A 21,533-nucleotide genomic window follows, 5' to 3' on the forward strand; every position below is an offset into this window, starting at 1 on the left:
CCAGCGCTGTTTCCCCGCGATCGGGACGCTCTAACGGATTTTAACGCCCTCTCCGCGCCGCGCGATTCTCGACGGCCATGCGGATTAGATCAGCCCGGGAGCGAGCGCCGAGCTTCGCCTTGAGCAGTGTGCAATTATTCGCCACGGTCTTATAAGACACCTTGAGGAGATGCGCGATCTCGACCATGTCTTTCCCCTCGGCGAGGTTGTGCAGGATCTCGATTTCGCGCCCGCTCAGGCTCTCGAAGGGATTGCTTCCAATTTTCTGCTCGGCGAAAGCGAGCTTGAGAGCCAGGCCGCTGGAGAGATAACGTTCGCCGTTTGCGACCGAGCGAATCGCCTGAATGAAAGCCTTGGGATTCTCGTTCTTGGTGATGTAGCCTCTTGCGCCCTGCTCGATGGATCGCGCGGCGAAGGCCGGGTCCTCGTTCATTGTGAAGATGATGATCTTCGAGCCGGGTTGGCGCTTAAGCATCCTGCGCAACGCCTCAAAGCCGGAAACGGCCGGTAGATTCAAATCGAGCACGACGACGTCGGGAAGTTGGGACGCATGCATCTCCAACGCCTCCTCGGCGTTGTGCGCCTCTAATACCTCCATGTCCGCCTGCCCGGAGAGCATCGCGCGGCAGCCCGCGATCACCATAGGATGGTCGTCGACGATCAGGATCCGCATTGGCCTTTCCGCGTTTAAGATTCTTGACCAGACTATGTTGAACGAAGCTCGTTGCTGTCAATCATGCCGTACTTTCCCGACTGTATCGGGAAATTTTGGAGAATGAGCGGCGAAATCGAGATTCTTCTAAAGGCGCCGCTCCTCGCTCTGATAGAGCCGTTGAATCTTCCCCTTGCATCGATTTGGCGGCGCCGTAGGAAGCCTCATCAGGCGCGTCTTTCGCCCCAAAGCCTTCCGGCTTCCACTCCGCAGCTCTTTCTGCGCTCATACTCCAGGAGGCGAATCTTCATGCGCTGCCTGTCTCTAAAATCCGAGCTGAGTTGGCTCATCGGCCTTGTCATGGTCGTCACTTTAGCCATCAACCTGTGCGTTCTGGTCGTGCATGCCGGCCCTCGCATCCGCGCCGAGGACGAAACCAGTGTGCATCTGACGCGTGAGCTGGTGGTCACCGCCATTGGCAGCCTGCAAGAGACCAGCGATCCGCTGCCGGCGCTCAATCGGTTTTATGAGAGCCTGGGAAAGCTTCGCCATGTCGACGTCAAGGTCATGAGTAGCGGCGACACGGGGGTTCCGGCTCCCGGACACGCGGGCGCAAGAAACCAAGGCTCGGTTCCCGGCTGGTTCGTCGATCTCGTTCACACGCCAGCTCGAACTCTGATCGTTCCCGTTATCATTAAAGGAATCGACTACGGCCGCATCGCTATCGTCTCCAATCCGGTTGATGAGCTCGAGGAGGTCTGGTCGGACGTTTCCTGGCTCGCGCTGATGAGCCTCCTCATCACGTCGGTGATCATGGGAGCAGTGCTGCTGCTCGTGCGACAATCGTTGAAGCCGTTCGAGGGCTTGAAGCGCGGTCTGGCCGATCTGGAGGCGGGCAAAAGCAATGTGCGAATTGAACAGCGTGGCGCGAGTGAATTCAGAGCCATCTCGGCTGCGTTGAATTCGCTGGCTCAAACGCTGGATCACGTTAAGACCGAGAATCGCTCCCTGGTGGATAGGCTCATCCGCGTTCAAGATGACGAGCGGAAGGAAATTGCTCGCGACCTCCATGACGAAGCGGGTCCCTGTCTCTTTTCCATCCGCGCCGGCGTGGTCGCTCTCATCGAATTGTCGGCTGACGCGAATCTCGACGCCGAGAAGATCCAGAAGACTTGCAACAGCGTGAACCAGGCCAGCGAAGTTCTACAAAACCTGTTTCGAGCGTTGCTCGGCCGGCTTGCGCCCCGGGAACTGACAGAATTTGGATTACGTGAGGGGCTCATGGGGCTGATCAAGTCGTGGCAGGTCAGTCGATCAGACGTGACCCTTTCCCTGGCCTGTCCTCATGATCTGTCGATCCTCGACGAGCCAACTGCGCTTACGGCCTTTCGCGTGGTGCAGGAGTCACTCACCAATGTATTCCGCCATGCGCATGCCGCCGCGGCCAGGGTTCGTGTCGAGTTCGGCTCGATGCCGGCCGTATCACCAGATCACGCTGTGTTTGAGCGGAATCGCTCAAACGCAGATAACGTGATCGACTCAAAATTAGAGCGCGATTCGCGCGAAAAACCGACTTCCACTTTTTCGCATCGCGCTCTACCGGACCAAGAAGCCGAAGACACGCCTGCGCTGTTGATCGAGATCGAGGACGACGGCGTCGGCATTTCCGAGCACCCCAAGCTCAGCCTCGGCCTCCTCGGCATGAGGGAGCGGGTGCAGGCCTTGGAAGGCACGATCTCTATCGGCAAGCGCCCTGAAGGAGGCACTTGCGTCGCCGCCGCTTTGCCGCTGCCAAAAGACAATGAGGTCGACCCATGAGCACCCGGCAAAAGCGAGCACGGGCATTCGAATAAGCCAGAGACGGCGCCCGCAATCGAAGAAATCGGGAAATTTTCCCAGCCGTTCGGAGACTAATTCAAGATGCGCGAGAAGCGGAGCGCTTCTATGATGCTGTTTATCGGAGCGCTGCGCTCTTCGCGAAGCCTCCATTATAAGGAGCCTAAAACATGACTTGGACGCACCCGGAAATCATCGAAATCTGCGTTGGGATGGAGATCACGAGCTACGAATCCGCTGAAATCTGATTTGCCTATGAACGCCAGTCCGCGGCGCAGTGCGAAAGCGGCCGGTCGTCATCCGACGCCCGCGGACTGGACGTTAGATCACGCTGCGTTCAGGCGGACACGCCTGAACGCAGAAAACGTGATCGATTCTAAAAGCTTAGAGCGCGATTTGTGCGAAGAACCGGTTTCCACTTTTTCGCATCGCGCTCTATGGTGAGCAGCAAAGTCATCGGAACCCCGATCAGCCGGCTATTGGGATTCCGGCGTATTGTCGCGCTGATTGGGGCCCTGGCCATCTCTGCGCCGGCGCCCGCCCAATCTGTTTCGAGCCCCTCCGACTCCTTGCCCATTCGAAGACCGGGATTATGGAGGATATCGACCCTCTCTCCCGCCACAGGCCTTCACGTCAGCGTGACATGTCTTCGGCCGGAAGACAGTATCGTCGGGGAAAGAGATGCTGCATGCGCCGCCCCGCGGGTCATCGCAGCAGGAGCTCAAGTGGTGGTCACGATCGCCTGCGAGGAGAATGGACAGCGCATTGTCAGCAGCCTGCTTTTCACCGGAGACTTCACCACTTGGTACCGGGCGCAGGGAAAGATCACGTCGCAAGGGCCGACGAAAGACTCAGAACGCCATTCCGGCTTCACGATCGACGCAAAGTTCGTGCAATCTGACTGCTCCGAATGACCTTTCGGCCCCGCGATCGGCGCGCGAGCGCGCCAGGAATGGGAAGCGGCTGCCCGCGGCTTACGCATGCTGGGTCACATCTTCCTTGCCTTGCGTGTGATCCGCCTGCCGCCCCATAACGAACAGCAGATCGCTTAGCCGATTGAGATAGGCCAGAACGCTCTTTGGCGGCGCAGGCTCGGCGAGAGCGGCGACGGCGCGCTCGGCGCGGCGAGCGACTGCCCGGGTCATGTGAAGGCGGCAGCTCGGCTCCGCGTCGCCGGGAAGGATGAATTCGCTCAGCTCGGGCAGTTCTGCGGTGAGACGATCAATCTCGACCTCCAGGGCTTCGACTTCGGCCGCGTCGAATTTGACGTCGATGGACCTCAGCTCGGCGCTCACAATGGCGCTGATGACGTAGAGAGCGCGCTGAATCGACCGCAGCAGATCGTTCGACGGCGGATAGGCGATGCGCGCCAATCCGATGCTTGCGGACAATTCGTCAAGGTCGCCGACCGCGGCGACGCGCGGATCGAATTTTTCCGCGCGGCGTCCGGAGAACAGACTCGTTTTTCCGCCGTCGCCCTTCCTCGTGTAAAGCTTTGCCTTCATAGCGCTCCTCGCGTCCTCTGAACTGCCGGGTGCGGCGTCGCTTCCACCCACCACTGAGTCGCGCCCGCGAAGATCGCGTCATAGACGGCGGCGCCGATCGCCTCGCCGATATCGGTGTGAAGCCCCGCGCAATCTGCAGGCCTGCCGCCCTTCGGAGCGGCGATGATGATGCAGTCGGTTCCTGTGCCGGTGACAGGGCGCACTTGCTGCACGGGACTCGTCTCCATGACGGCAGCGGTGCGAGCCTGCGCTGCGATGGAGACCGCCTCGATGAAGGCGCCCAACGCGAGCGGACAGGACACATGCACGAGCGTGTTGATGGTCCCGAAGGCTCCTCGGCACTTGCTCGCACGTCGCGAGCCCACTCTCTCCGCATTGGAGAGGCCCACTGTGGCGACGCATGTCGCTGCAACCGCGCCGACGCCGCAGTGCTTCACGTAATGGCGCCGTATGTCGCGAGACGTCATGAAAGCGGCAGCCTCAACGAGGCTCTCCGCTGCGAGCTTCTCCTTCAAGAAGGCGACGGCATCGACATGGATCGGCAAATCGCCGTCGTGGACCTCCAGCCAGACGATCTCGCGCGCCGAGGCGAAGCCGGGCTTGAGCACCGGCCAACCCAGCGTCTGCATCGGCTCGTCGAAGCGAACGACCAGCAAGGGAGGTTCGCAGGAGAGTCTGAAAAGAGGACGCGTCGGCATGCTGTCACCGGCTTCCCGCGAAGAGCGAAGAGCCGGCTGCCAGCTCCTCGACTGCTTCGAGCTTCGTTCACGCGTGGCGCGCAGAGAGCCCCGCCGTGAGCTTGCGTCCGACGCTCGTGGAGGAAGCGATCGTCTTCAGCGCCCAAAAGCCGCCGAAGGCGCAGGCGTTGATGAGGAAGATGCGCAGCGTGCCGAGGGCGTCGACGCGCTCGAGCAAGCCGATCGCCGCGTCGATGAGGAGCAGCGAGCCCTCATAGGCGACGAAGGCGGCGAGGAAAGCCGCGACGGCGCCGGCGACGCCGGTAAGGCGGCGACTCGCAAGACGCGCCGCCTCGCAGGAGAGCAACGCGATCACGCCGAGCGCGCCGCCCCAGGCGAGCGTTTCGCCCTCGAGCGGATAATGCATGAAGCCGAAGCCGATAGCCTGATTGGCGAGCCACACGGCGCCCGTCGCGACGAGCGCATTTCGCCGGTCGAAGGAGATGGCGGAGATCGCCGCGAAGGCGGCGAGCGGAACCGCGCAGGCGAAGCCGAGCGTGAAGAGCAGGCTGAAGACGGCAAGCGCGCCGATCGACAGTGTCGATCGGGACGCGGGAGAAGAAAGCGCGAAAACGGTCATGGCAGGTCTCCTTCAGTAAGATAGATGGCGGCGCCATCGCTTGGGCCCGTCGTCACGTCGACGACGGGGATTGATGTGGGCTGCGATCAGGGGCTTAGGAATCTTGTCGCTGAGCGGTCGATCGGATCGGGTTCGGTCATTCCGAACCAGCGCTCCCGCAGCCTGTCCCAAAGCGCGAGACGCGACCAGTCGGGCTCCGGGAGGAAGTGGTCGGTGTCGCGGTCGAGGAACGGATTGGGGAGGAACACGGTCATCCTGCGCCGTTGAAGAGCCGCAGTCCCCAGGACATCGGCACGCAGGCGCGTCGCATGCGTCGGTAGAACTCGGCGCGCGCGGTGCGCCGGCGCTGCGCGAGCTCAGGTGGCGTGGGATTGTTGGGGAATCCCTTCGTCTCACCGATGCAGATGTGGAAATGCGGGACACCAAAAGCCACGGTGATGTAACCGTCGAGCACGCCAATCTTCGACGGCGGGCCGTCGGCGCGCATCTCCCAGGCCGCGCCTTCGATGAGCGTGCCGAAGACGATGTCGCGCCAGTGGTTCTCGAAGAGATCGCGAATGAGCTCTTCGAGACTCGCGGGGTCGGTCGGGAGCGGGAACACGTCGAGCGGCGTTCCATCGGGCTCCGAGACGCGTTTCGGGAGAACCTCAGTCGACAGCGTCATCGCCACTCCCTTTCGGTTGATCGGCGCATCGCATCAGAACGCCAGCTTGATCGAGCCGCGCAACGTGCGCGGCGCGCCGATCACGTTGAAGTTATATGTGTTCGTTTGCCACCCCGGCGTCAGCGGGCCGAAAATCTGGCCGTAGCCATTCGGATTGAAGGCGTTGAAAGGCGCAGGCCCTAATCCGCCCGTCACGAAGTAGCTATGGTCGAGAAGATTGTCGACATTGAGCTGAGTGGTGATCTTGCATCCGTTGTAGTTGAACTCATAATCACCGAAGACGCCGACGAGCCCGTAACTCGGGGTCGGCGCGGTGTAGATGTAACTGCCGTCATTGGCGTAGGGAAGGAAGGGCAGATAGCCGGCATAGTCGTAGCGCGCACCAAGCTTCAGGCCTTTGAGATCGCCTTGCTTGAACTCATAGCTCGTGGAGAGCGTCGCGACATTGCGCGGAGAGAAGGGGATCGGCGAGCCCACCGGCAGAATGCTGAGGTTCAGCGGAATCGACTTCGTTGTGATGGCGTCGGTGTTGGCGTAGGCGAGGTTGACGTTCCAGCCGGGCAGCAGCTCGCCCTGAATGTCGAGCTCGGGTCCTTCTGAGCGCCCTTCGCCGATGAGCAGCACCTTATTGAAGTTATGAGGAATGCCCACGGGAATGTTGGTCTTCACCAAATGATACCAGTCGGCGGTGATCTGCAGCTTGTCGTTTAGCAAAGACAGCTTGACGCCTCCCTCGACCTGCTTGCCGAAGCTCGGCGGCGTCGGCTGGTTCGTGCCGTAAACCAGCTGGCCATTGTAGTTCGGGCTATAGGACTCGGTGAAGTTCCCATAGAAGCTGATCCATTCGAGCGGCCACCACAAGAGACCGAAGCGCGGCGTGACCCTCTGATCGATGAATTGGCCTCGCGTGGTGATCGTGTCGAAGTTGCAGGGAATGCCGGTCCAAGGATAAGCAAAGGCTCCACAGACCGTCGAGTCGGTGGCTCCCGTCCGGTTGTTGATATATTGATAGCGCGCGCCCGCCAGCACATTGAAGCCGTAGGGCAGCTTGATCTGATCCTGGATGTAGAGGCCGACGTTATCGGCGTATTGTTCGTTGGCGATAGATGGCACCAGGCCGTAGGCGGCTGTAGGAAGCTGAGCCTGCCCCAGCAGCGTGAGCGTCGAAGGATAGTATGCGGACTGGTCGATACCCCTGAAATTGTATCGATAGTAGTCTCCGCCAAACAGCAAGGTATGCTTGACCGGCTCGGTGGTGTCGAAATGCCCGACGAGGTTGACCTCCGTCGCATATTCCGCCTGCCTGTCGTCGATGGGCAAGGAGGTTTGGGTGAGGACGACGCTGCTCGAATAGGGAAAGGCGCTCGGAAAACAGGCGCCCGGAACGGCGTAGGCCGCGTTAGTGATGCAGTCGGATATATAGCTGGAGCCGCCGACGTTCTGCGAGTCATTGCGCAAGTTCATCATGAAGGCGGTCTGCTGGATAGACCAGTCCTTGTTGAAGTCGTGATGCCAGGTGATCTCGCTGAAATTCTGCTGCTGGTTGTAAGGCGACTTCGCCCCGAAGTTGTAGCTGCGTCCCAGCCAGAGCGGGAGGACGTTGTTGTAGTAGGGGATGAAATACTGGTCCTGGTTGAAGCTGTTCTGCTGATACTGGTCCGAGACTCTGACCCAGCTGCCGGCGTCGACGTTCCATTTCACGACCGGGTTGAACATCAAATTTCGGTTGTAATCGAAGGTGCGGAACGAGCCGTCGTTCTCATAGGACATGGTGAAGCGATAGAGCAGTTCCTTGTTCTGGGTGAGCGGCCCCGTGGCGTCGACCGATGTGCGGTAATTGGCGTAGCTGCCGATCTGCTGCTGGATCTCATAGGCCGGCTTGTCGAGTGGCTGCTTCGTATTGATGTTGACGATGCCGCCGGGCTCCACCGCGCCATAGAGGATGGCGGCGGGGCCTTTCAGCACCTCGACGCTCTCCACATTGGCCATTTCGACGCTGCCCGGCCCCGCGAAGTTGAAGCCGAAGCTGTCGATGCGGAAACCGTCGCGGAAATAGTTCTGCGTCGGGAAGCCGCGGATCATGATCCTCGAGAAGGAATTGCCAACGGCTGCGTTGCCGCCTCCCGAGGTGGTGACGCCGCTGACGTTGCGCAGCGCCTGATCGAGCGTGACGACCTGCTGGTCCTCGAGCATCTGATGCGTGACGGTCGTGGTCGTGACCGGCGTGTCCATGACCGCCGTGTTGACCTTGGTTCCGACCGATTGGATGGGTGCGGCATAGGATTTCGGATCGTTGCAGACCCCGCCAGCGCAGAGCTGGCCGTTGGCGCCCGGCCCTATCTCCGTCCCGTTGTCGCCGACGCCCCCGGCGCTTCCCTGACCGGCGACGCCGGCTCCTTCGCCTGACGCGCCCTGGGCAGGCTGAACGGGCCCTGCGCCCACGTCTCGCTGAGCAGCGTGGCGAAAGGGCTTCGGCTTGCGAAGGAAGATCGTAGGCAGCGTCTCTTGCGCGAGAGCCGGGACCGGGAGAACGGTGCTCGAGAGAGCGCAGAGGACAACAGGGGATGCGCGCCGCAGCAGCGCGCGGAAGCCGCCTGTGGCGGCTCTTGAGGACGGGGATGGCATGAGCCTGGACTCGCAGCAACGTGGGCCGTCACTGCGAAAGGTCTCGCTCCGTTATTGGCGCAACGCGCTCAACAACCGGTCTTGACCGCCTCGGTGCACCCCGCCCGACGCTCTCGCGCGTGACCACGAATGATGGCAGGTCTCCTGGCTCGCGGGTCACCGTCTTGGACCGCCTTCCCAGGGATGCACCCCAGTGGCTTCATGGCCCTAAGACTCACCGCTTACAGTTGCGGGGGCAGCCCCGGCATTGCGCAATTCTGCGCGCACCGGCTTCCCTTTTGATCCCCGAAGGGAACCATCGATTGAAATGTGCGCTCGATGGTTCAGTCTTGTCAAGCTCCAGGGATCGCGCCCCGCTCGCTCCGCTTCTCCAGCGCTCTATTCGCTCAGAACGCGGGCGCGAGTGCTGGGACCGTCCGCTATCGCTTATTGTTCGATCGCGCCGCCGCTGTTCTTCCAGCCGCCCGTGCCCAGCGCATAGTGACAGATGTCTCGGCAACCGGCGTCCAGCGCCTGCTGCAGCGCCTTCGCCGAGCGGCCCCCCGCCTGACAGATCAGCACGACGGGCTTGCCCTTCGGCAAAGCGGCTGGCGAAAATTTCGACAGCGGCATGTTGACGGCGCCCGGAACATGGCCCGCCGCATATTCATGCGGCTCGCGCACGTCGACGATCGCGGCTGTCTTTTGCGAGACCGCTTGCGTGAAGGCGCCGTGCTCGATCGTCGGCAGCGCGCCGCCTCCTTGCAGCTTCGAGAGTAGTCCTCCGAACATCGTCTCCTCCTTGGGAATTTAGACCTCCGCCTTGGCGGCGGCGAACTGCGAATAGGCTGCGAGCGCATGGCTCGCATACATGGCGGAGGGGCCCGCGCCCATGTAGATCGCCATGCCGAGCGTCTCTAAGATTTCATCGCGAGTCGCGCCGCGGTCCACGGCCGCCTTCACATGGAAGGCGATGCAATCGTCGCATCGCGTCGAAACCGCCACCGCGATGGCGATCAGCTCTTTCGTCTTCGCGTCGAGGGCCTTCGCCGCGCTCGCTGTCACGGCGAGGGAACCGAAGGCCTTCATCACCTCGGGCGCGCCCATGCGCAGCTCCCGCAAATCGGCGCTGAGAGATTTCGTCAGCTCCGGCCAATCCTGAATTTGAACCATGGTTTGTCCTCCTTGCCAGGCGGGGGTAGTTCATCGTCGCGCAGCACGACATAGATCGCTGGGATCACCAGCAGCGTCAGCGCCGTGGACGATGCGAGACCGAACACGAGAGAGATCGCCAATCCCTGAAAAATGGGATCGGTGAGGATGAAGGCGGCGCCGATGATCGCGGCGGCCGCCGTCAGGAAGATCGGCTTGAAGCGCACCGCGCCAGCCTCGATCAAGGCGGCCCGCAGGGGCATGCCTTTCTCGCGCAGATGTCGAATGAAATCGACAAGCAGGATGGAGTTGCGCACGACGATGCCGGCAAGCGCAATGAAGCCGATCATCGACGTAGCGGTGAAGGCGGCGCCGAAAATCCAGTGCCCGAACATGATGCCGACCAGCGTCAGCGGCACCGGCGCCAGAATGACCAGCGGCAGCTTGAAGGAGCCGAATTGCGCGACCACCAGGAGATAAATGCCGAGGAGCGCCACCATGAACGCCGCGCCCATATCGCGGAAAGTCACATAGGTCACTTCCCACTCTCCGTCCCACAGCAGCGTAGGCTTCGAATCGTCGAGCGGCTGCCCGTGATATTTGATCGTCGGCGGGCCTTCCTTGCCCCAATCCATCGCCTTGATCTGATCCTCGACGGCGAACATCCCGTAGATCGGCGCCTCGAAACGCCCTGCAAGCTCGCCTGTGATCATCTCCGCAAATCTTCCGTCGCGACGGAAGATCGGATAGGAGCTGAGCTCACGCGTCACTCTGACGACGTCGCCCAACTCCACATTGGCGCCTTGGCGGACGGTGCCTCCCGCGGGCAAGGGGGTTGAGAGGATACGCTCGTTTTCGGCCATCGCTGAACGTGGCAGCGCGACCGTGATGTCGACAGGTTTTGCTCCGCCGCCGCGCTGCGAGTAGCCGATCTTCACCCCGCCCACGAGCGCGGCAATCGTGTCATAGACCGCCTGCTGCTCCACGCCGTGAAATTCGAGCGACTCTTGATCGATGGAATAGCGCAGCCGCTCTTGCCGAACGCCGAAACTGTCGTCGACGTCGACGATGAAGTCGACCGCCTCAAAAGCTTGGCGTACCCTCGTCGCGATCTCGCGACGCGCCTCCGCCGTAGGTCCGTAGATTTCGGCGAGCAGAGTTGAAAGCACCGGCGGTCCCGGCGGGACCTCGACGACCTTGATCGAGGTGCGCGCCGGCCTCTCCAATCCATCGAGACGCTTGCGGATGTCGAGCGCGATCGCGTGGCTTGCCCGCTTTCTCTCGTCCTTGGACAAAAGATTCACCGCGAGATCGCCCATATTGGGCGCATTGCGAAGATAGTAATGGCGCACGAGGCCGTTGAAATTGAACGGCGCCGCTGTGCCGGCGTAGGACTGGATCGAGGTGAGCTCCGGCAAGTCCTTCAATCTTTCCGCCGCGGCCGTGAGCAGCCGGTCCGTCGCTTCGAGCGAAGCGCCACGCGGCAAATCGACGACGACCGCGATTTCCGACTTGTTGTCGAAAGGCAGGAGCTTCACGCGAACGCTCTTGGTCACAAAAAGGCCGAGCGCCGCCAGAGTCGCGAGCCCGACAAAAAGCAGAAAGCGCTTGGAGTTTTCTCGGCCCTTCAACAAACGCGAGGCGACGCCTTTATAGAAGCGCCCCATCACGCCGGGGTCAGGCTCCAAATTCTCCGGCCCCAAGTGCTCATGGGCCTCCATTTTCTCGAAGCGGCTTCGCGCGATCATCATCAAGAGCCATGGCGTGATGGTCATGGCGACGAAGAAGGAGAACACCATTGCGAGCGAGGCGTTTGCCGGGATCGGGCTCATATACGGGCCCATCAGGCCGGAAACGAAGAGCATCGGCAAGAGCGCGGCGACGATCGTGAGCGTCGCAACGATTGTCGGATTGCCAACCTCCGCGACGGCCTCGATTGCCGTCTCGGTCAGGCCGCGGTCGCCTCGCATCTCCCAATGTCGCACAATATTCTCGACCACGACGATGGCGTCGTCGACGAGGATGCCGATCGAGAAGATGAGCGCGAAAAGACTCACGCGATTGATCGTGTAGCCCATCATATAGGAGGCGAAGAGCGTCAGAAGGATCGTCGTCGGGATGATCACGAAGACGACGACGCCCTCGCGCCATCCCACCAAAAATATGATCAACGCGACGATCGAGAGCGTTGCGAGAGCCAGATGGAAAAGCAGCTCGTTAGCCTTCTCGCTCGCCGTCTCGCCGTAGTTGCGGGTAACTTCGACGTCGAGATCCCCCGGCACGATGCGGCCTTTGGTGATCTCCAAGCGATGCAGGATCTCCTCGGCAAGCACGACGGCGTTAGCGCCCTTGCGCTTGGCAATCGCCAAGCTCACGGCGGGGCGCTTCTCCAATTCTCCCTTTGCGCCTTCCCCTTTTGCGCCCTCTCCCTTCTCGCCGCGCGTGAATGTCCAGGCGAAGTGCTCGGGCTGCGCCTCTCCGACGCGCACGGTCGCGACATCCTTGACATAGATGGGACGGCCGTCGCGCGAGGTGAGCAGCAATTGACCAATGTCGGGGACGCCCTGCAGCGTCTGTCCCGCGACGACGGAGATTGATTTATCATTGCCTCGAAAGGCGCCGACCACCAGGGAGCGATTGGCGTTGGTCAGCTTATCGACGAGCTGGTTCAGCGTGATCCCAAAGGCCGACAACCGTTCCGGGTCGGGCTCGACGCGGATCTGGTTGGGGCTGCCGCCAACAATATAGGTCAGGCCAATATTGTCGACCTTGGAGAGCTCGTGCCGCAGCTCCTCGGCGACTTGAAACAGTCCGTTGGCGTTCCAATTGGCGGCGCGTTCGGGCTTCGCCGAAAGAGTTAGGACGACAATCGCCACGTCGTCGATCCCACGCCCTATGATCAGCGGCTCGCCGATTCCTTTCGGTAGTCCCGTGATATTAGCCCGGATCTTGTCGTGCACGCGGAGGACCGCATTGTCCTGGGGAGTGCCGACGAAATATCGCGCCGTGACCACGACATTGTCGTCCTGGGTCTGCGAATAGACATGCTCAACGCCGTTGATGCTCTTGATGAGGTCCTCGAGCGGCCGCGTCACGAGCTCGATCGCATCCTCCGCCTTGTAGCCGTTCGTCGGAACGATGATGTCGACGAGCGGCACGGAGATTTGCGGCTCCTCCTCGCGCGGCAGCGCCTGCAGCGCGAGGAGCCCGACGAGGAGGGAGGCCATGAGCAGAAGAGGAGTGAGCGGCGAACCGATGAAGGTCCGCGTCAGGGCTCCGGATATGCCAAGCTTCATGGCGCCGTCACCACGTCGCCGTCTCTCAGTCCGGAGAGAACTTCGATTTCCTTTCCGCGCGCCTCACCCGTCTGCACGACGATCTCGGCCCCGTCTTTGAGGCGCACGAAGTCCACGCCCGCGCGCCGATAAACCGCTGCGCGCGGGACGAAGATCGCCTTGCGCTTGCCCGTGGGGACATAGATGCGCGTGCGCTCGCCGACGAAGTAGTCGCCGAGGCCATTCACCTCTACGTCGGCGACGACGCGCCCGCCTTGAATCTGGGGATAGACGAGGAGCACACGGCCCGAAGTCCGCGCGTCCTGGCCGCTCTCCTCGACACCGCGCCCGCCGATTTGGACCGTATCGCCTGCACGGATGAAGCGGGCGTGTCGCTCAGGGAGCTGCAAGCGCAGAATATACTTGTCTTCGGTGACCGTTGCGATGGTTTCTCCGGGCATGACGGCGCGCCCGACCGAGACGGGAACAGTCAAAACCCGTCCCGCGCCCGCGGCCAAAACCTTCCCTTCGCTCGCTTGCTGCTCGACGACTCCGCGGTCGCTGCGCATGGCCGCCAGGCTTTTTTCGGCGACATCGAAGGCAGTCCTGGCCTGGTCGCGGAGAACCTTTGTCGTTACGCCATGTTGGAGGAGATCTTGCGCGCGATCGAGATCGGCCCTGGCCTTGTCGCGTTGCGCCTGCAGCGATTGGATCCGCTGATCGATCCCCTGGATCTGCAGATAGAGCTTTTGATCCGTGACGAGGGCGACCTCTTCCCCTGCAGCGACGCGATCGCCTTCCTTCACCTTCAGCGCCGAGATCGTGCCGCCAATTCGCGCGCGCAAAGTCTGGACGTGCACGGGCTCGACGGTGGCGATCACCGATTTGAGGTCGTCGACCGGCGCTGCGCGGACCGTGATCTCGCTCGCCAAGCTGGCGCTTCCGCAAATCATCGGCATCGCTGAGAGCAGGCCCAGGATCAATCGCTTTCGCATGGTCGCCGTCACCCCCCGGTCCCCTCTCATTGCGCTATTGACTCATACATTAGCAATATATACATTAGCAAGTATGAATTTTTCTGAACTCGCCCCCAGAGCAGCGGAAGCGGAACAATTCCTGAAGGCGCTGGGCAACCGGCATCGGCTGATGATCCTTTGTGAGCTCCACAATGGAGAGGCGGGCGTCTCTGAGTTGCAGCGGGCTTTAGGCCTCAGCCAATCGTCCCTGTCCCAGCATCTCGCGCGATTGCGGAGAGACAAGCTCGTCAAGACTCGCCGCGAATCGCAAGCCATATACTACTCGCTCGCCACCGCCGACGTGACACGCTTCATAGCGCTGCTTGCCGACCTGTTCTGCGCAGGGGACGCAGAGCGCGTGAAAGTAGCAAAGCTTAAGCGCCGCGGCGAGGCGAAAGCGAGCTGCTCCCTCGCTCCCGTCGCCTCCAGAGGACAAAGAACATGAGCATCGACCGAATCGTCATGGCCTTCGCGGGAGTCGTGATTCTGCTGAGCCTGTCGCTCGCGCATTATTTCAGCGACTGGTGGCTGCTGCTCACGGCCTTCGTGGGGCTCAATCTCCTTCAATCCGCTTTCACGGGAATTTGTCCCCTCGCGATGCTTTTGAAGAGGTTCGGCTACGCTTCAGGCGCCGCATTTTGACGATTGGCATTGCGACATTGTCGCTTTCGATCACGTAGCGAGCGCCTAATGTCGAGATTGCGATGTGTCGCCTCTGGCGATGGATCGACAGACGCCAGGCGCGACTTTACGACCTGGCGAGATCAACAAGGCAGGGACTGCGCGCCGATCGACTCCTTCAATCGGATGGCGCGCGGACATGGCGTTCAAGCGTGAGACGGCTACCGCGCCAGCCCTCTTAGACACCCTCGTCTCAAACAAACGCCCGCGAAGCGAGAAAGCGAGCGCGGCACGGAGAGAGAAACGCCATGACTAAGATTGTCGTGCTGGGCGCGGGCATCGGCGGTGTGCCGCTCGCCTTCGAGCTGAAGGACATGCTGGGAAAGCAGGCCGAAATCACCGTCGTCTCGCAAACCGACTATTTCCAGTTCGTCCCCTCAAATCCTTGGGTCGCCGTCAAATGGCGCAAGCCGACGGATATCAAGGTCAGCCTCACCGAGGTGTTTAAGAGACGCAAGATCGGCTTCACCTCTGTCGGCGCGAAGCGTCTAAAGCCCGTCGAGAACCGCGTGGAGCTCAATGACGGAAGCTCTTTGCCGTACGACTATCTGGTCATCGCGACAGGCCCGCATCTCGCCTTCGACGAGATCGAAGGTCTGGGTCCCAAGGCGAACACCAAATCCATTTGCCAGGTCGAGCACGCGGGGCCGGCGGGCGAGGAATGGGAAGAGTTTTGCAAGAACCCCGGACCGATGGTCATCGGCGCCGTGCAAGGCGCCTCCTGCTTCGGGCCCGCTTATGAATATGCGCTCACCGTCGTATCGGACCTGCGCAAGCGCAAGATCCGCGACCGCGTGCCGATCACCTTCGTGACCTCCGAGCCCTACATCGGCCATCTCGGCCTCGGCGGTGTCGGCGACACCAAAGGCATGCTCGAATCGCTCATGCGCGATCGCGACATCAAATGGGTGACGAACGCCAAGATCGATCGCGTCAACCCCGATTCGGTCGAGGCGACTGAGCTCAACGAAGACGGCTCGGTGAAAAAGACGCATAAGATCGCCACCAATTTCACGATGCTGTTGCCGGCCTTCCGTGGCGTCGATTGCTTGAAGGACGAGGACGGCAAGTGGATCGACGGCCTCACCAATCCGCGTGGATTCATCGCCGTCGATCGCAAGCAGCGCAGCGCCAAATATCCGAATGTCTTCGCCATCGGCGTCTGCGTCGCTTTGCCGCCTTTCGAGGCGACTCCGGTCCCCGTCGGCATGCCCAAAACTGGCTATATGATCGAATCCATGTGCACCGCCACGGCCCACAACATCCGCGATCTCATCGTCGGCAAAGAACCCACGCATGAGGGCACTTGGAATGCGGTCTGCCTTGCGGATTTTGGCGACAGCGGCATCGCCTTCATCGCGCAGCCGCAAATTCCGCCGCGCAACATCAACTGGTCTTCAAAGGGCTACTGGGTGCATCTCGCCAAAGTCGCCTATGAATTCTACTTCCTGCGCAAGGTGCGCAAAGGGCATTGCGAACCCTTCTACGAGCGCATCATCATGAAGTGGCTCGGCATTGTCCGACTGAAGGGAAGACATGCGTAAGACTGCGTCGATTGGCGACGTCCTTCGAATCTTGATAAAGTCCCAAAGACGATCCGCTGGGAAGGCGACCGCCAGGGGCGGTATTGAGGTCGGATGAACATCGCCGCGCAAAAATTCGCATGGTGCTTGCCGGATCGGAGGATGAAACGCCTGCGATCCGGCGTCTTCGCGAGCTCGCGAAGCGGTGCGCGGCCTTCAATCCAATCGGTCGGCGCTCTGTTAATCCTGGCCGCCGCCGCGAGCAGTTCCTTTCCGACCCAAAACGCTTCGGCTGAGACGATCAATTCCGCGCTCATTCGCGCCTACACCACCAATCCCGAGCTCAATCGAGACCGGGCCGGCGTGCGCATCCGCGACGAGGACGTCGCAAAGGCCTGGTCCGGGTTGCGGCCGAGCGCGGGGCTTCAAGGGAACGTCGGGGTGGAAAACTCCGATTGGAAGTTTCCCATTCCGGATCTGCGGGTTCCCTTCATCTGGACCACGAGCATCGCGCCGGTGAGCCCGATCAACGGCAAGCGCCTCGCTGTGCAGCAGGCGTACTCAGGCGTACCGCGCGGGGGAGCCTTCAGCGTCTCGCAAACGCTCTTCGACGGCGGTCGAACCACGAACGCTGTCGGCGAGGCCGAAGCCGGCGTATTCGCGGCGCGCGCCATGGCGGAGCTCAGCGAGCAGATGATTCTGCAAACTGGCGCCGCCGCCTACATGAATGTGCTGCGCGACACCGCAATCCTGTCGCTGCGCAAGAACAACGTTTCAAATCTCGAGTTGCAGCTCCAACAGACACAGCAAAGGCTACGCGTCGGCGAGGTCACCAATACCGATTTGGCCCAGGCCGAGGCGGCCCTAGCCCAGGCCCGCTCGGAATATGCCGCCGCGCAGGCGCAACTGAAGAACAGCGTCGCCGACTACCACCAGGTCATCGGCGTGGATCCAGGCCGATTGGAGCCGGCGTCCTCTGTGGAACGGTTGCTGCCTGGCTCGGTGCAGGCGGGAATTGATATCGCCATACAAGAGCACCCCGCTGTCAGAGCGGCGATGAGCGAGGTGGATGCGGCGGAATTCGCCGTGCACGCCGCCGAAAGCGCCCTGGCGCCGACGCTCTCGCTCGATGGTCAGGTTGCGCACCAGGACGACTTCTGGGGCTATCACGGGGCGCGGCTCTTTACCGCCGACGTGCGCGCTTCTCTGAAGGTTCCCCTGTACCAGCGCGGTGAAGAATACGCTTCGATTCGCCAGTCAAAGGAAAAGCTGGGACGGGCTAGACTCGAGCTGGACGTTCAACGGAGCAAGGTGCGCGCAAATGTCGTTTCGAGCTACAGTCGTCTCGACGCCGCCAAAGCGCAGATCAAATCCGATCAAGCGACCGTGAAAGCCGCGGAGAAGGCCTTGGACGGCGTACGCCGAGAGGCGGAGCTGGGCCAGCGCACGACGCTCGACGTGCTGAACGCCCATCAAGCGCTGCTCAATGCACGTACCAATTTGCTGATTTCGCAATCCGACCGCGTGGTCGCCTCCTATATGACGCTCGGCGCCATCGGAAGGCTGTCGTCTCAAAGTTTGAATCTCGATGTCATACCGCATGATCCCGCCCTCCACTTCGAAGAAGTGAAGTTCAAGAGCTTCGGAGTCGATTCCAGCTCCAGGTGAATCCCGCGAGCGGCCAGCGCGCAGCGAGTCTCGACGCTTCTAATGCTGCGTCATACGAGTTTCGATTTTCTCCGCTTCAGGCAACGACGCACGCTGTTTCGAAGCATCTCTCAGTTGATCGGCGAGGAAGAGACGCAACACAATGAGCTGGTCAGCTGCGAACTGTCGTGCGCCGATCTCGAGATAGCTGCGGAGGTCGTGAACCAGAAGCGCCTGGACCCTGCGGGCATTGCCTCGACACAATCTCAGATAGCCTCGGAGCGTCGAGTGGTGACGCGGTGACGTGCTGACCCCCAACAGGATCTCCCGACCCGAGAGTCCCGTGAGCTTGCGGCACATCTTGATCCCGACCAGCATGTCGGCGCTGTCCAACAGCATCGACTCCCGGCCTTCCTCGGGGAACGATGGCTCCCTGCAGTCGTCCGTCTTGTTTGGCGAAGCCACATCGATCGCGGACCACAAGAAGCGCGAAACCGATTGTTTCGGCTCGAGGGAGAGCACGTTGGTCTTCAAGGCATGTTCCTCCTTGCAACATTGCGCTTTACCGCGGACGTTACATCGCCCGCGATAGCGTGTTTGCCTGGGCTCGCCCTGCACGCATGGTCGACGGCCTTACGAGTGGTCCGTCTCACTGCGATCGCCTTCACCGGAATTCAGACTTTGCGAAGATAGCGCGTCGAACCCGTCGAGATCATTGGCGACTTTTATAACGCGGGGCTCCGCTCCCGATCCGGCCGCATCGGATTCAAACACGGCTTGGCTTCGGACTTTTTGGAACCCGCGCTGAGCGAATTTGGGCCGACTTTCTGCTCTTGAAGAAGGAACTACTTGAAGGAATTGAAATTGTGGAAAGTACCCGCCTCGTTATACGTATTCTGCCGCATAACCGTCGTGAGTCTCCGCCCAACTTAACCAGAAGACGACGCAATGGTCGGAGGAGACGATGATCCGCCTGTTCCTACTCGCAGTCATGGGTGCGGTCGCGCCCGTTCTTATCGTTGGCGCCATTCCGTCTCTGATTGTCTTGATGGCGGCGCCGCCGGCGTTCATCTACATATTCGCCTTTATCGCTTTGACGCCCATGTGCGGGGCCGTGGTTTGGCGCGTTCTTCCGCCCGTGCGCAACTCAGAGACTTTTGGAGAGCTCATCAATAGGGTGGCCAATGCCGGCGACTGGATTTTCGTCGCTAGAATGGTGCGCCGGTCGAACCGCGTCACCTCGCTCCCTCGCGCTCCCTCTCTGCCCTCCGACTGGCAATGACGCCATCGCTCTTGCATGCTCCTCGCTCGCCCCGACTCGCCGAGATCGAAAGATCTCGGCAAATCTTCCCGACAGCCGTGGGCGTGGATCGGCAATCCACCTTTGTGCAGTTCGACGAATGTCGGACCGGCGACCCCATGGAACAAATGCAGCAAATCTCCTCATGCTTGGCGAGAAGAGCCGGGCTCGCATGCCCGTCTCCGGAAAGTTCCTCAGCGAAAGCAACTGACATGCAGCGCCTCGTGATTGTGTCAAACCGGGTTCCGCCACCATCCGGCGTTGCTGCTGGAGGGCTCGGAACGTGCATTCTCGACGCCCTTCAAGATCATGACGCCGTGTGGTTTGGATGGAACGGGGATCTCGTATCAACCGAGAGCGAGATCACCAGCGCATGCGCACGCTACGACAGGTTGACGCAAATTACGATGCCGCTGACGGAACGCGACTACCGAGAGCATTATCTTGGCTTTTGCAACGCGGCGCTGTGGCCGGTTCATCATTGCCGGCTTGATCTCGCGCGCTTTGCGCCAGGGTGCATCGAGGGTTATCGAAGGGTCAATCTCCGCTTCGCCAAAGAGGTGATGTCGCGCTTGCGTCCCGACGATTTGATCTGGGTTCAGGATTATCACCTCATTCCCCTAGGCTCGAATTTGAGAGCGCTCGGCGCGCGCAATCGACTGGGGTTCTTCCTGCATATTCCCTTTCCTCCGCCGGAGGTGCTGCTCGCAGTCCCGGAACACCTTTGGCTCTTGAACGCGCTTTGCTCCTATGACGTGGTCGGCTTCCAAACAAACGCCGATCGACAGAATTTCTTCCGCTTCGCTTGCGGACACTTGGATGGCGAGCCCATGTCGGGGAACACCTTACGCATTGCCGGGAGGATCGTGACTGCCGTGATCTGTCCGGCTGGGATCGACACGCACTCTTTTTCCGAGATGGCGAAGAGCCGGCGCGCGGCGGCTGAAATCGAGAGATTGCGGAGAGTCGGTGAACCCCTGATCAACATTATAGGAGTGGACCGTCTGGACTATACGAAGGGGCTCCCGGAACGGCTGCGTTCTTTTCGGCGTCTGCTCGAGCTCTACCCCCAGAACCGCAAAGCGACGACCCTGATGCAGATTGCTCCGCCGTCGCGTGAAGACGTTCAGGCCTATGCGCAAATCCGACAGGAGCTCGAGGGGCTTTGCGGCGAGATCAACGGTCAGCATGGGGACGTCGATTGGACCCCTGTGCGTTACATCTGTCGCAATGTGGCCCGCGAGGCGCTCGCGGCGTTATATAGGGGCAGTCAAGTCGGGCTCGTGACGCCGCTGCGCGACGGAATGAATCTCGTCGCCAAAGAATATGTCATCGCTCAAGACGAAGAAGATCCCGGGGTCCTCGTGCTCTCACGCTTCGCCGGAGCCGCTGAGGATTTGCGCGAGGCTCTCATCGTCAATCCATACGACCTGGACGAGGTCGCTCACGCGATACAGCGCGCCATCACAATGCCGCGAGAGGAACGCATCGAACGCCACCAGGCGCTTGCGGTGCGCGTTCGAGAGCGCGACGCCCACAATTGGATGGCTGAATTCTTATGCGCGCTCGACATCGATCGCGCCCCTGCTCTTAGCTTCGAGCTGGCTTCCGCACGCCATCGCCGGGCCGCGCGACACGCTTGGATGGCCCCCCGGCCGGCGCCGGCGATTTCAAGCGCCGTCCTTTAACGCATGAAAGGTTATCGGTGGGACCCTATGCCACTCCGCGCGCGTATTGCGCGGCGACCGACATGCGAACAAGTTCCGCCAGGCTGCCCGCTTTCATCTTATGCATGATGTTGGCGCGGTGGACCTCAACGGTTCTCGGGCTGATCCCCAATTCATAAGCGATTATCTTATTGGGGCTCCCCTTAAGGAGACAGGCCAGAACCTCGTTTTCTCGATCGGTCAAGCTCTCCAGTTTCGCCATGACGGCGGCCTCTCCTTTTCGGCTTTCCGTCCCGTCGTTTTGCATCAAGGCTTCGCGCACCGAAGCGAGCAGGGATTCGTCGTCGAAAGGCTTCTCGAGGAAATCGATGGCTCCGCGCTTGATCGCTTCCACGGCGAGCGGGACATCCCCATTCGCCGTGAGCACGATGACGGGAAAAACGAGCCCGAGCTCCCTCAGCTTCGCCAACAGCTCTATGCCGTCCATTCCCGGCATGCACACATCCGTCACGACGCAAGCCGTGTTATCGGAGTCCACGCGATCGAGGAATTCGGACGCGGAGTCGTGCGTCTGGACGCAAAGCCCGTTCCTGGCCAGCACGAGCGCAACCGAGTCGCGAATGATGGCGTCATCGTCGATAACGTGAATGACATTCGCTTTGCTCATTGGAGCAGCCCTTCTCCTCTCCCTCCT

20 protein-coding genes, 1 pseudogene and 1 riboswitch are annotated in these 21,533 nt (G+C 61.1%); of the genes and pseudogenes, 9 read left to right on the forward strand and 12 right to left on the reverse strand.

Annotated elements, in window-relative coordinates:
• Positions 1–40: 40 nt before the first annotated feature.
• Positions 41–673 (reverse strand): response regulator transcription factor, encoded by a 633-nt coding sequence (locus QMG80_RS18895; protein ID WP_085770571.1) that lies wholly within the window; start codon positions 671–673, stop codon positions 41–43.
• 288 nt (positions 674–961) lie between these two features.
• Here QMG80_RS18895 and QMG80_RS18900 point away from each other — a divergent pair, with 288 nt between their 5' ends.
• The 3 genes from QMG80_RS18900 to QMG80_RS21605 all read left to right on the forward strand — a co-directional run bounded on the left by QMG80_RS18900 (position 962) and on the right by QMG80_RS21605 (position 3,402).
• Positions 962–2,470: a histidine kinase gene (locus tag QMG80_RS18900; protein ID WP_085773520.1), complete on the forward strand. Its 1,509-nt coding sequence runs from the start codon at positions 962–964 to the stop codon at positions 2,468–2,470.
• Between the two features lie 188 nt (positions 2,471–2,658).
• On the forward strand, positions 2,659–2,736 hold the full coding sequence (pqqA, locus tag QMG80_RS21765; protein WP_085773521.1) for a pyrroloquinoline quinone precursor peptide PqqA: 78 nt from the start codon (positions 2,659–2,661) through the stop codon (positions 2,734–2,736).
• Between the two features lie 189 nt (positions 2,737–2,925).
• Positions 2,926–3,402, forward strand: a complete 477-nt coding sequence (locus QMG80_RS21605; RefSeq protein WP_342586567.1) for a DUF3617 domain-containing protein — start codon at positions 2,926–2,928, stop codon at positions 3,400–3,402.
• A 60-nt stretch (positions 3,403–3,462) separates the two neighbouring features.
• On the opposite strand, the gene QMG80_RS18910 is transcribed toward QMG80_RS21605, so the two are convergent.
• From QMG80_RS18910 to QMG80_RS18955, 9 genes and pseudogenes are all read right to left on the reverse strand, one after another.
• Positions 3,463–3,993, reverse strand: coding sequence for a cob(I)yrinic acid a,c-diamide adenosyltransferase (locus QMG80_RS18910; RefSeq protein ID WP_085770574.1), 531 nt, complete (start codon positions 3,991–3,993; stop codon positions 3,463–3,465).
• On the reverse strand, positions 3,990–4,649 hold the full coding sequence (locus QMG80_RS18915) for an adenosylcobinamide amidohydrolase (protein ID WP_245300064.1): 660 nt from the start codon (positions 4,647–4,649) through the stop codon (positions 3,990–3,992). The genes QMG80_RS18910 and QMG80_RS18915 overlap by 4 nt, the downstream gene beginning before the upstream one ends.
• A gap of 109 nt (positions 4,650–4,758) precedes the next feature.
• Complete coding sequence (locus QMG80_RS18920) at positions 4,759–5,310, reverse strand: hypothetical protein (RefSeq protein ID WP_085770576.1); 552 nt, start codon at positions 5,308–5,310, stop codon at positions 4,759–4,761.
• Positions 5,311–5,396: 86 nt separating this feature from the next.
• Positions 5,397–5,974 (reverse strand): annotated as a pseudogene (locus QMG80_RS18930) (DUF7676 family protein).
• Between the two features lie 33 nt (positions 5,975–6,007).
• A complete protein-coding gene (locus QMG80_RS18935) occupies positions 6,008–8,599 on the reverse strand; it encodes a TonB-dependent siderophore receptor (RefSeq protein ID WP_085770577.1) in 2,592 nt (863 codons plus the stop codon).
• Positions 8,600–8,716: 117 nt separating this feature from the next.
• A riboswitch (cobalamin riboswitch) is annotated at positions 8,717–8,914 on the reverse strand.
• 111 nt (positions 8,915–9,025) lie between these two features.
• Complete coding sequence (locus QMG80_RS18940; RefSeq protein WP_085770578.1) at positions 9,026–9,370, reverse strand: rhodanese-like domain-containing protein; 345 nt, start codon at positions 9,368–9,370, stop codon at positions 9,026–9,028.
• A gap of 18 nt (positions 9,371–9,388) precedes the next feature.
• Positions 9,389–9,751, reverse strand: a complete 363-nt coding sequence (locus QMG80_RS18945) for a carboxymuconolactone decarboxylase family protein (RefSeq protein ID WP_085770579.1) — start codon at positions 9,749–9,751, stop codon at positions 9,389–9,391.
• A complete protein-coding gene (locus QMG80_RS18950; RefSeq protein ID WP_085770580.1) occupies positions 9,721–13,026 on the reverse strand; it encodes an efflux RND transporter permease subunit in 3,306 nt (1,101 codons plus the stop codon). Before QMG80_RS18950 ends, QMG80_RS18945 begins: the two co-directional genes overlap by 31 nt.
• Positions 13,023–13,937: an efflux RND transporter periplasmic adaptor subunit gene (locus tag QMG80_RS18955; protein WP_245300067.1), complete on the reverse strand. Its 915-nt coding sequence runs from the start codon at positions 13,935–13,937 to the stop codon at positions 13,023–13,025. The genes QMG80_RS18950 and QMG80_RS18955 overlap by 4 nt, the downstream gene beginning before the upstream one ends.
• On the opposite strand from QMG80_RS18955, the gene QMG80_RS18960 reads away from it, so the two are divergent.
• The 4 genes from QMG80_RS18960 (at position 13,921) to QMG80_RS18975 (ending at position 17,893) form a co-directional block, all read left to right on the forward strand.
• Positions 13,921–14,466: an ArsR/SmtB family transcription factor gene (locus tag QMG80_RS18960; protein WP_245300068.1), complete on the forward strand. Its 546-nt coding sequence runs from the start codon at positions 13,921–13,923 to the stop codon at positions 14,464–14,466. The two genes, QMG80_RS18955 and QMG80_RS18960, sit on opposite strands and share 17 nt — an antisense overlap.
• Positions 14,463–14,663, forward strand: coding sequence for a YgaP family membrane protein (locus QMG80_RS18965; protein ID WP_085770581.1), 201 nt, complete (start codon positions 14,463–14,465; stop codon positions 14,661–14,663). The genes QMG80_RS18960 and QMG80_RS18965 overlap by 4 nt, the downstream gene beginning before the upstream one ends.
• 287 nt (positions 14,664–14,950) lie before the next feature.
• Positions 14,951–16,246, forward strand: a complete 1,296-nt coding sequence (locus QMG80_RS18970) for an NAD(P)/FAD-dependent oxidoreductase (protein WP_085770582.1) — start codon at positions 14,951–14,953, stop codon at positions 16,244–16,246.
• A gap of 141 nt (positions 16,247–16,387) precedes the next feature.
• Positions 16,388–17,893, forward strand: coding sequence for a TolC family outer membrane protein (locus QMG80_RS18975; protein ID WP_085773524.1), 1,506 nt, complete (start codon positions 16,388–16,390; stop codon positions 17,891–17,893).
• 39 nt (positions 17,894–17,932) lie between these two features.
• Here the strand turns inward: QMG80_RS18975 and QMG80_RS18980 are convergent, their stop codons facing one another.
• Positions 17,933–18,406: a hypothetical protein gene (locus QMG80_RS18980; protein ID WP_085770583.1), complete on the reverse strand. Its 474-nt coding sequence runs from the start codon at positions 18,404–18,406 to the stop codon at positions 17,933–17,935.
• A gap of 430 nt (positions 18,407–18,836) precedes the next feature.
• Here QMG80_RS18980 and QMG80_RS18985 point away from each other — a divergent pair, with 430 nt between their 5' ends.
• Together QMG80_RS18985 and QMG80_RS18990 are read left to right on the forward strand one after the other, a co-directional pair.
• Positions 18,837–19,154: a hypothetical protein gene (locus QMG80_RS18985; protein WP_158658604.1), complete on the forward strand. Its 318-nt coding sequence runs from the start codon at positions 18,837–18,839 to the stop codon at positions 19,152–19,154.
• A gap of 230 nt (positions 19,155–19,384) precedes the next feature.
• A complete protein-coding gene (locus QMG80_RS18990; protein WP_085770585.1) occupies positions 19,385–20,860 on the forward strand; it encodes an alpha,alpha-trehalose-phosphate synthase (UDP-forming) in 1,476 nt (491 codons plus the stop codon).
• A gap of 25 nt (positions 20,861–20,885) precedes the next feature.
• On the opposite strand, the gene fixJ is transcribed toward QMG80_RS18990, so the two are convergent.
• Complete coding sequence (gene fixJ, locus QMG80_RS18995) at positions 20,886–21,506, reverse strand: response regulator FixJ (protein ID WP_085773525.1); 621 nt, start codon at positions 21,504–21,506, stop codon at positions 20,886–20,888.
• Positions 21,507–21,533 lie beyond the last annotated feature (27 nt).

The organism is Methylocystis bryophila (assembly GCF_027925445.1).
GTDB lineage: Bacteria > Pseudomonadota > Alphaproteobacteria > Rhizobiales > Beijerinckiaceae > Methylocystis > Methylocystis bryophila.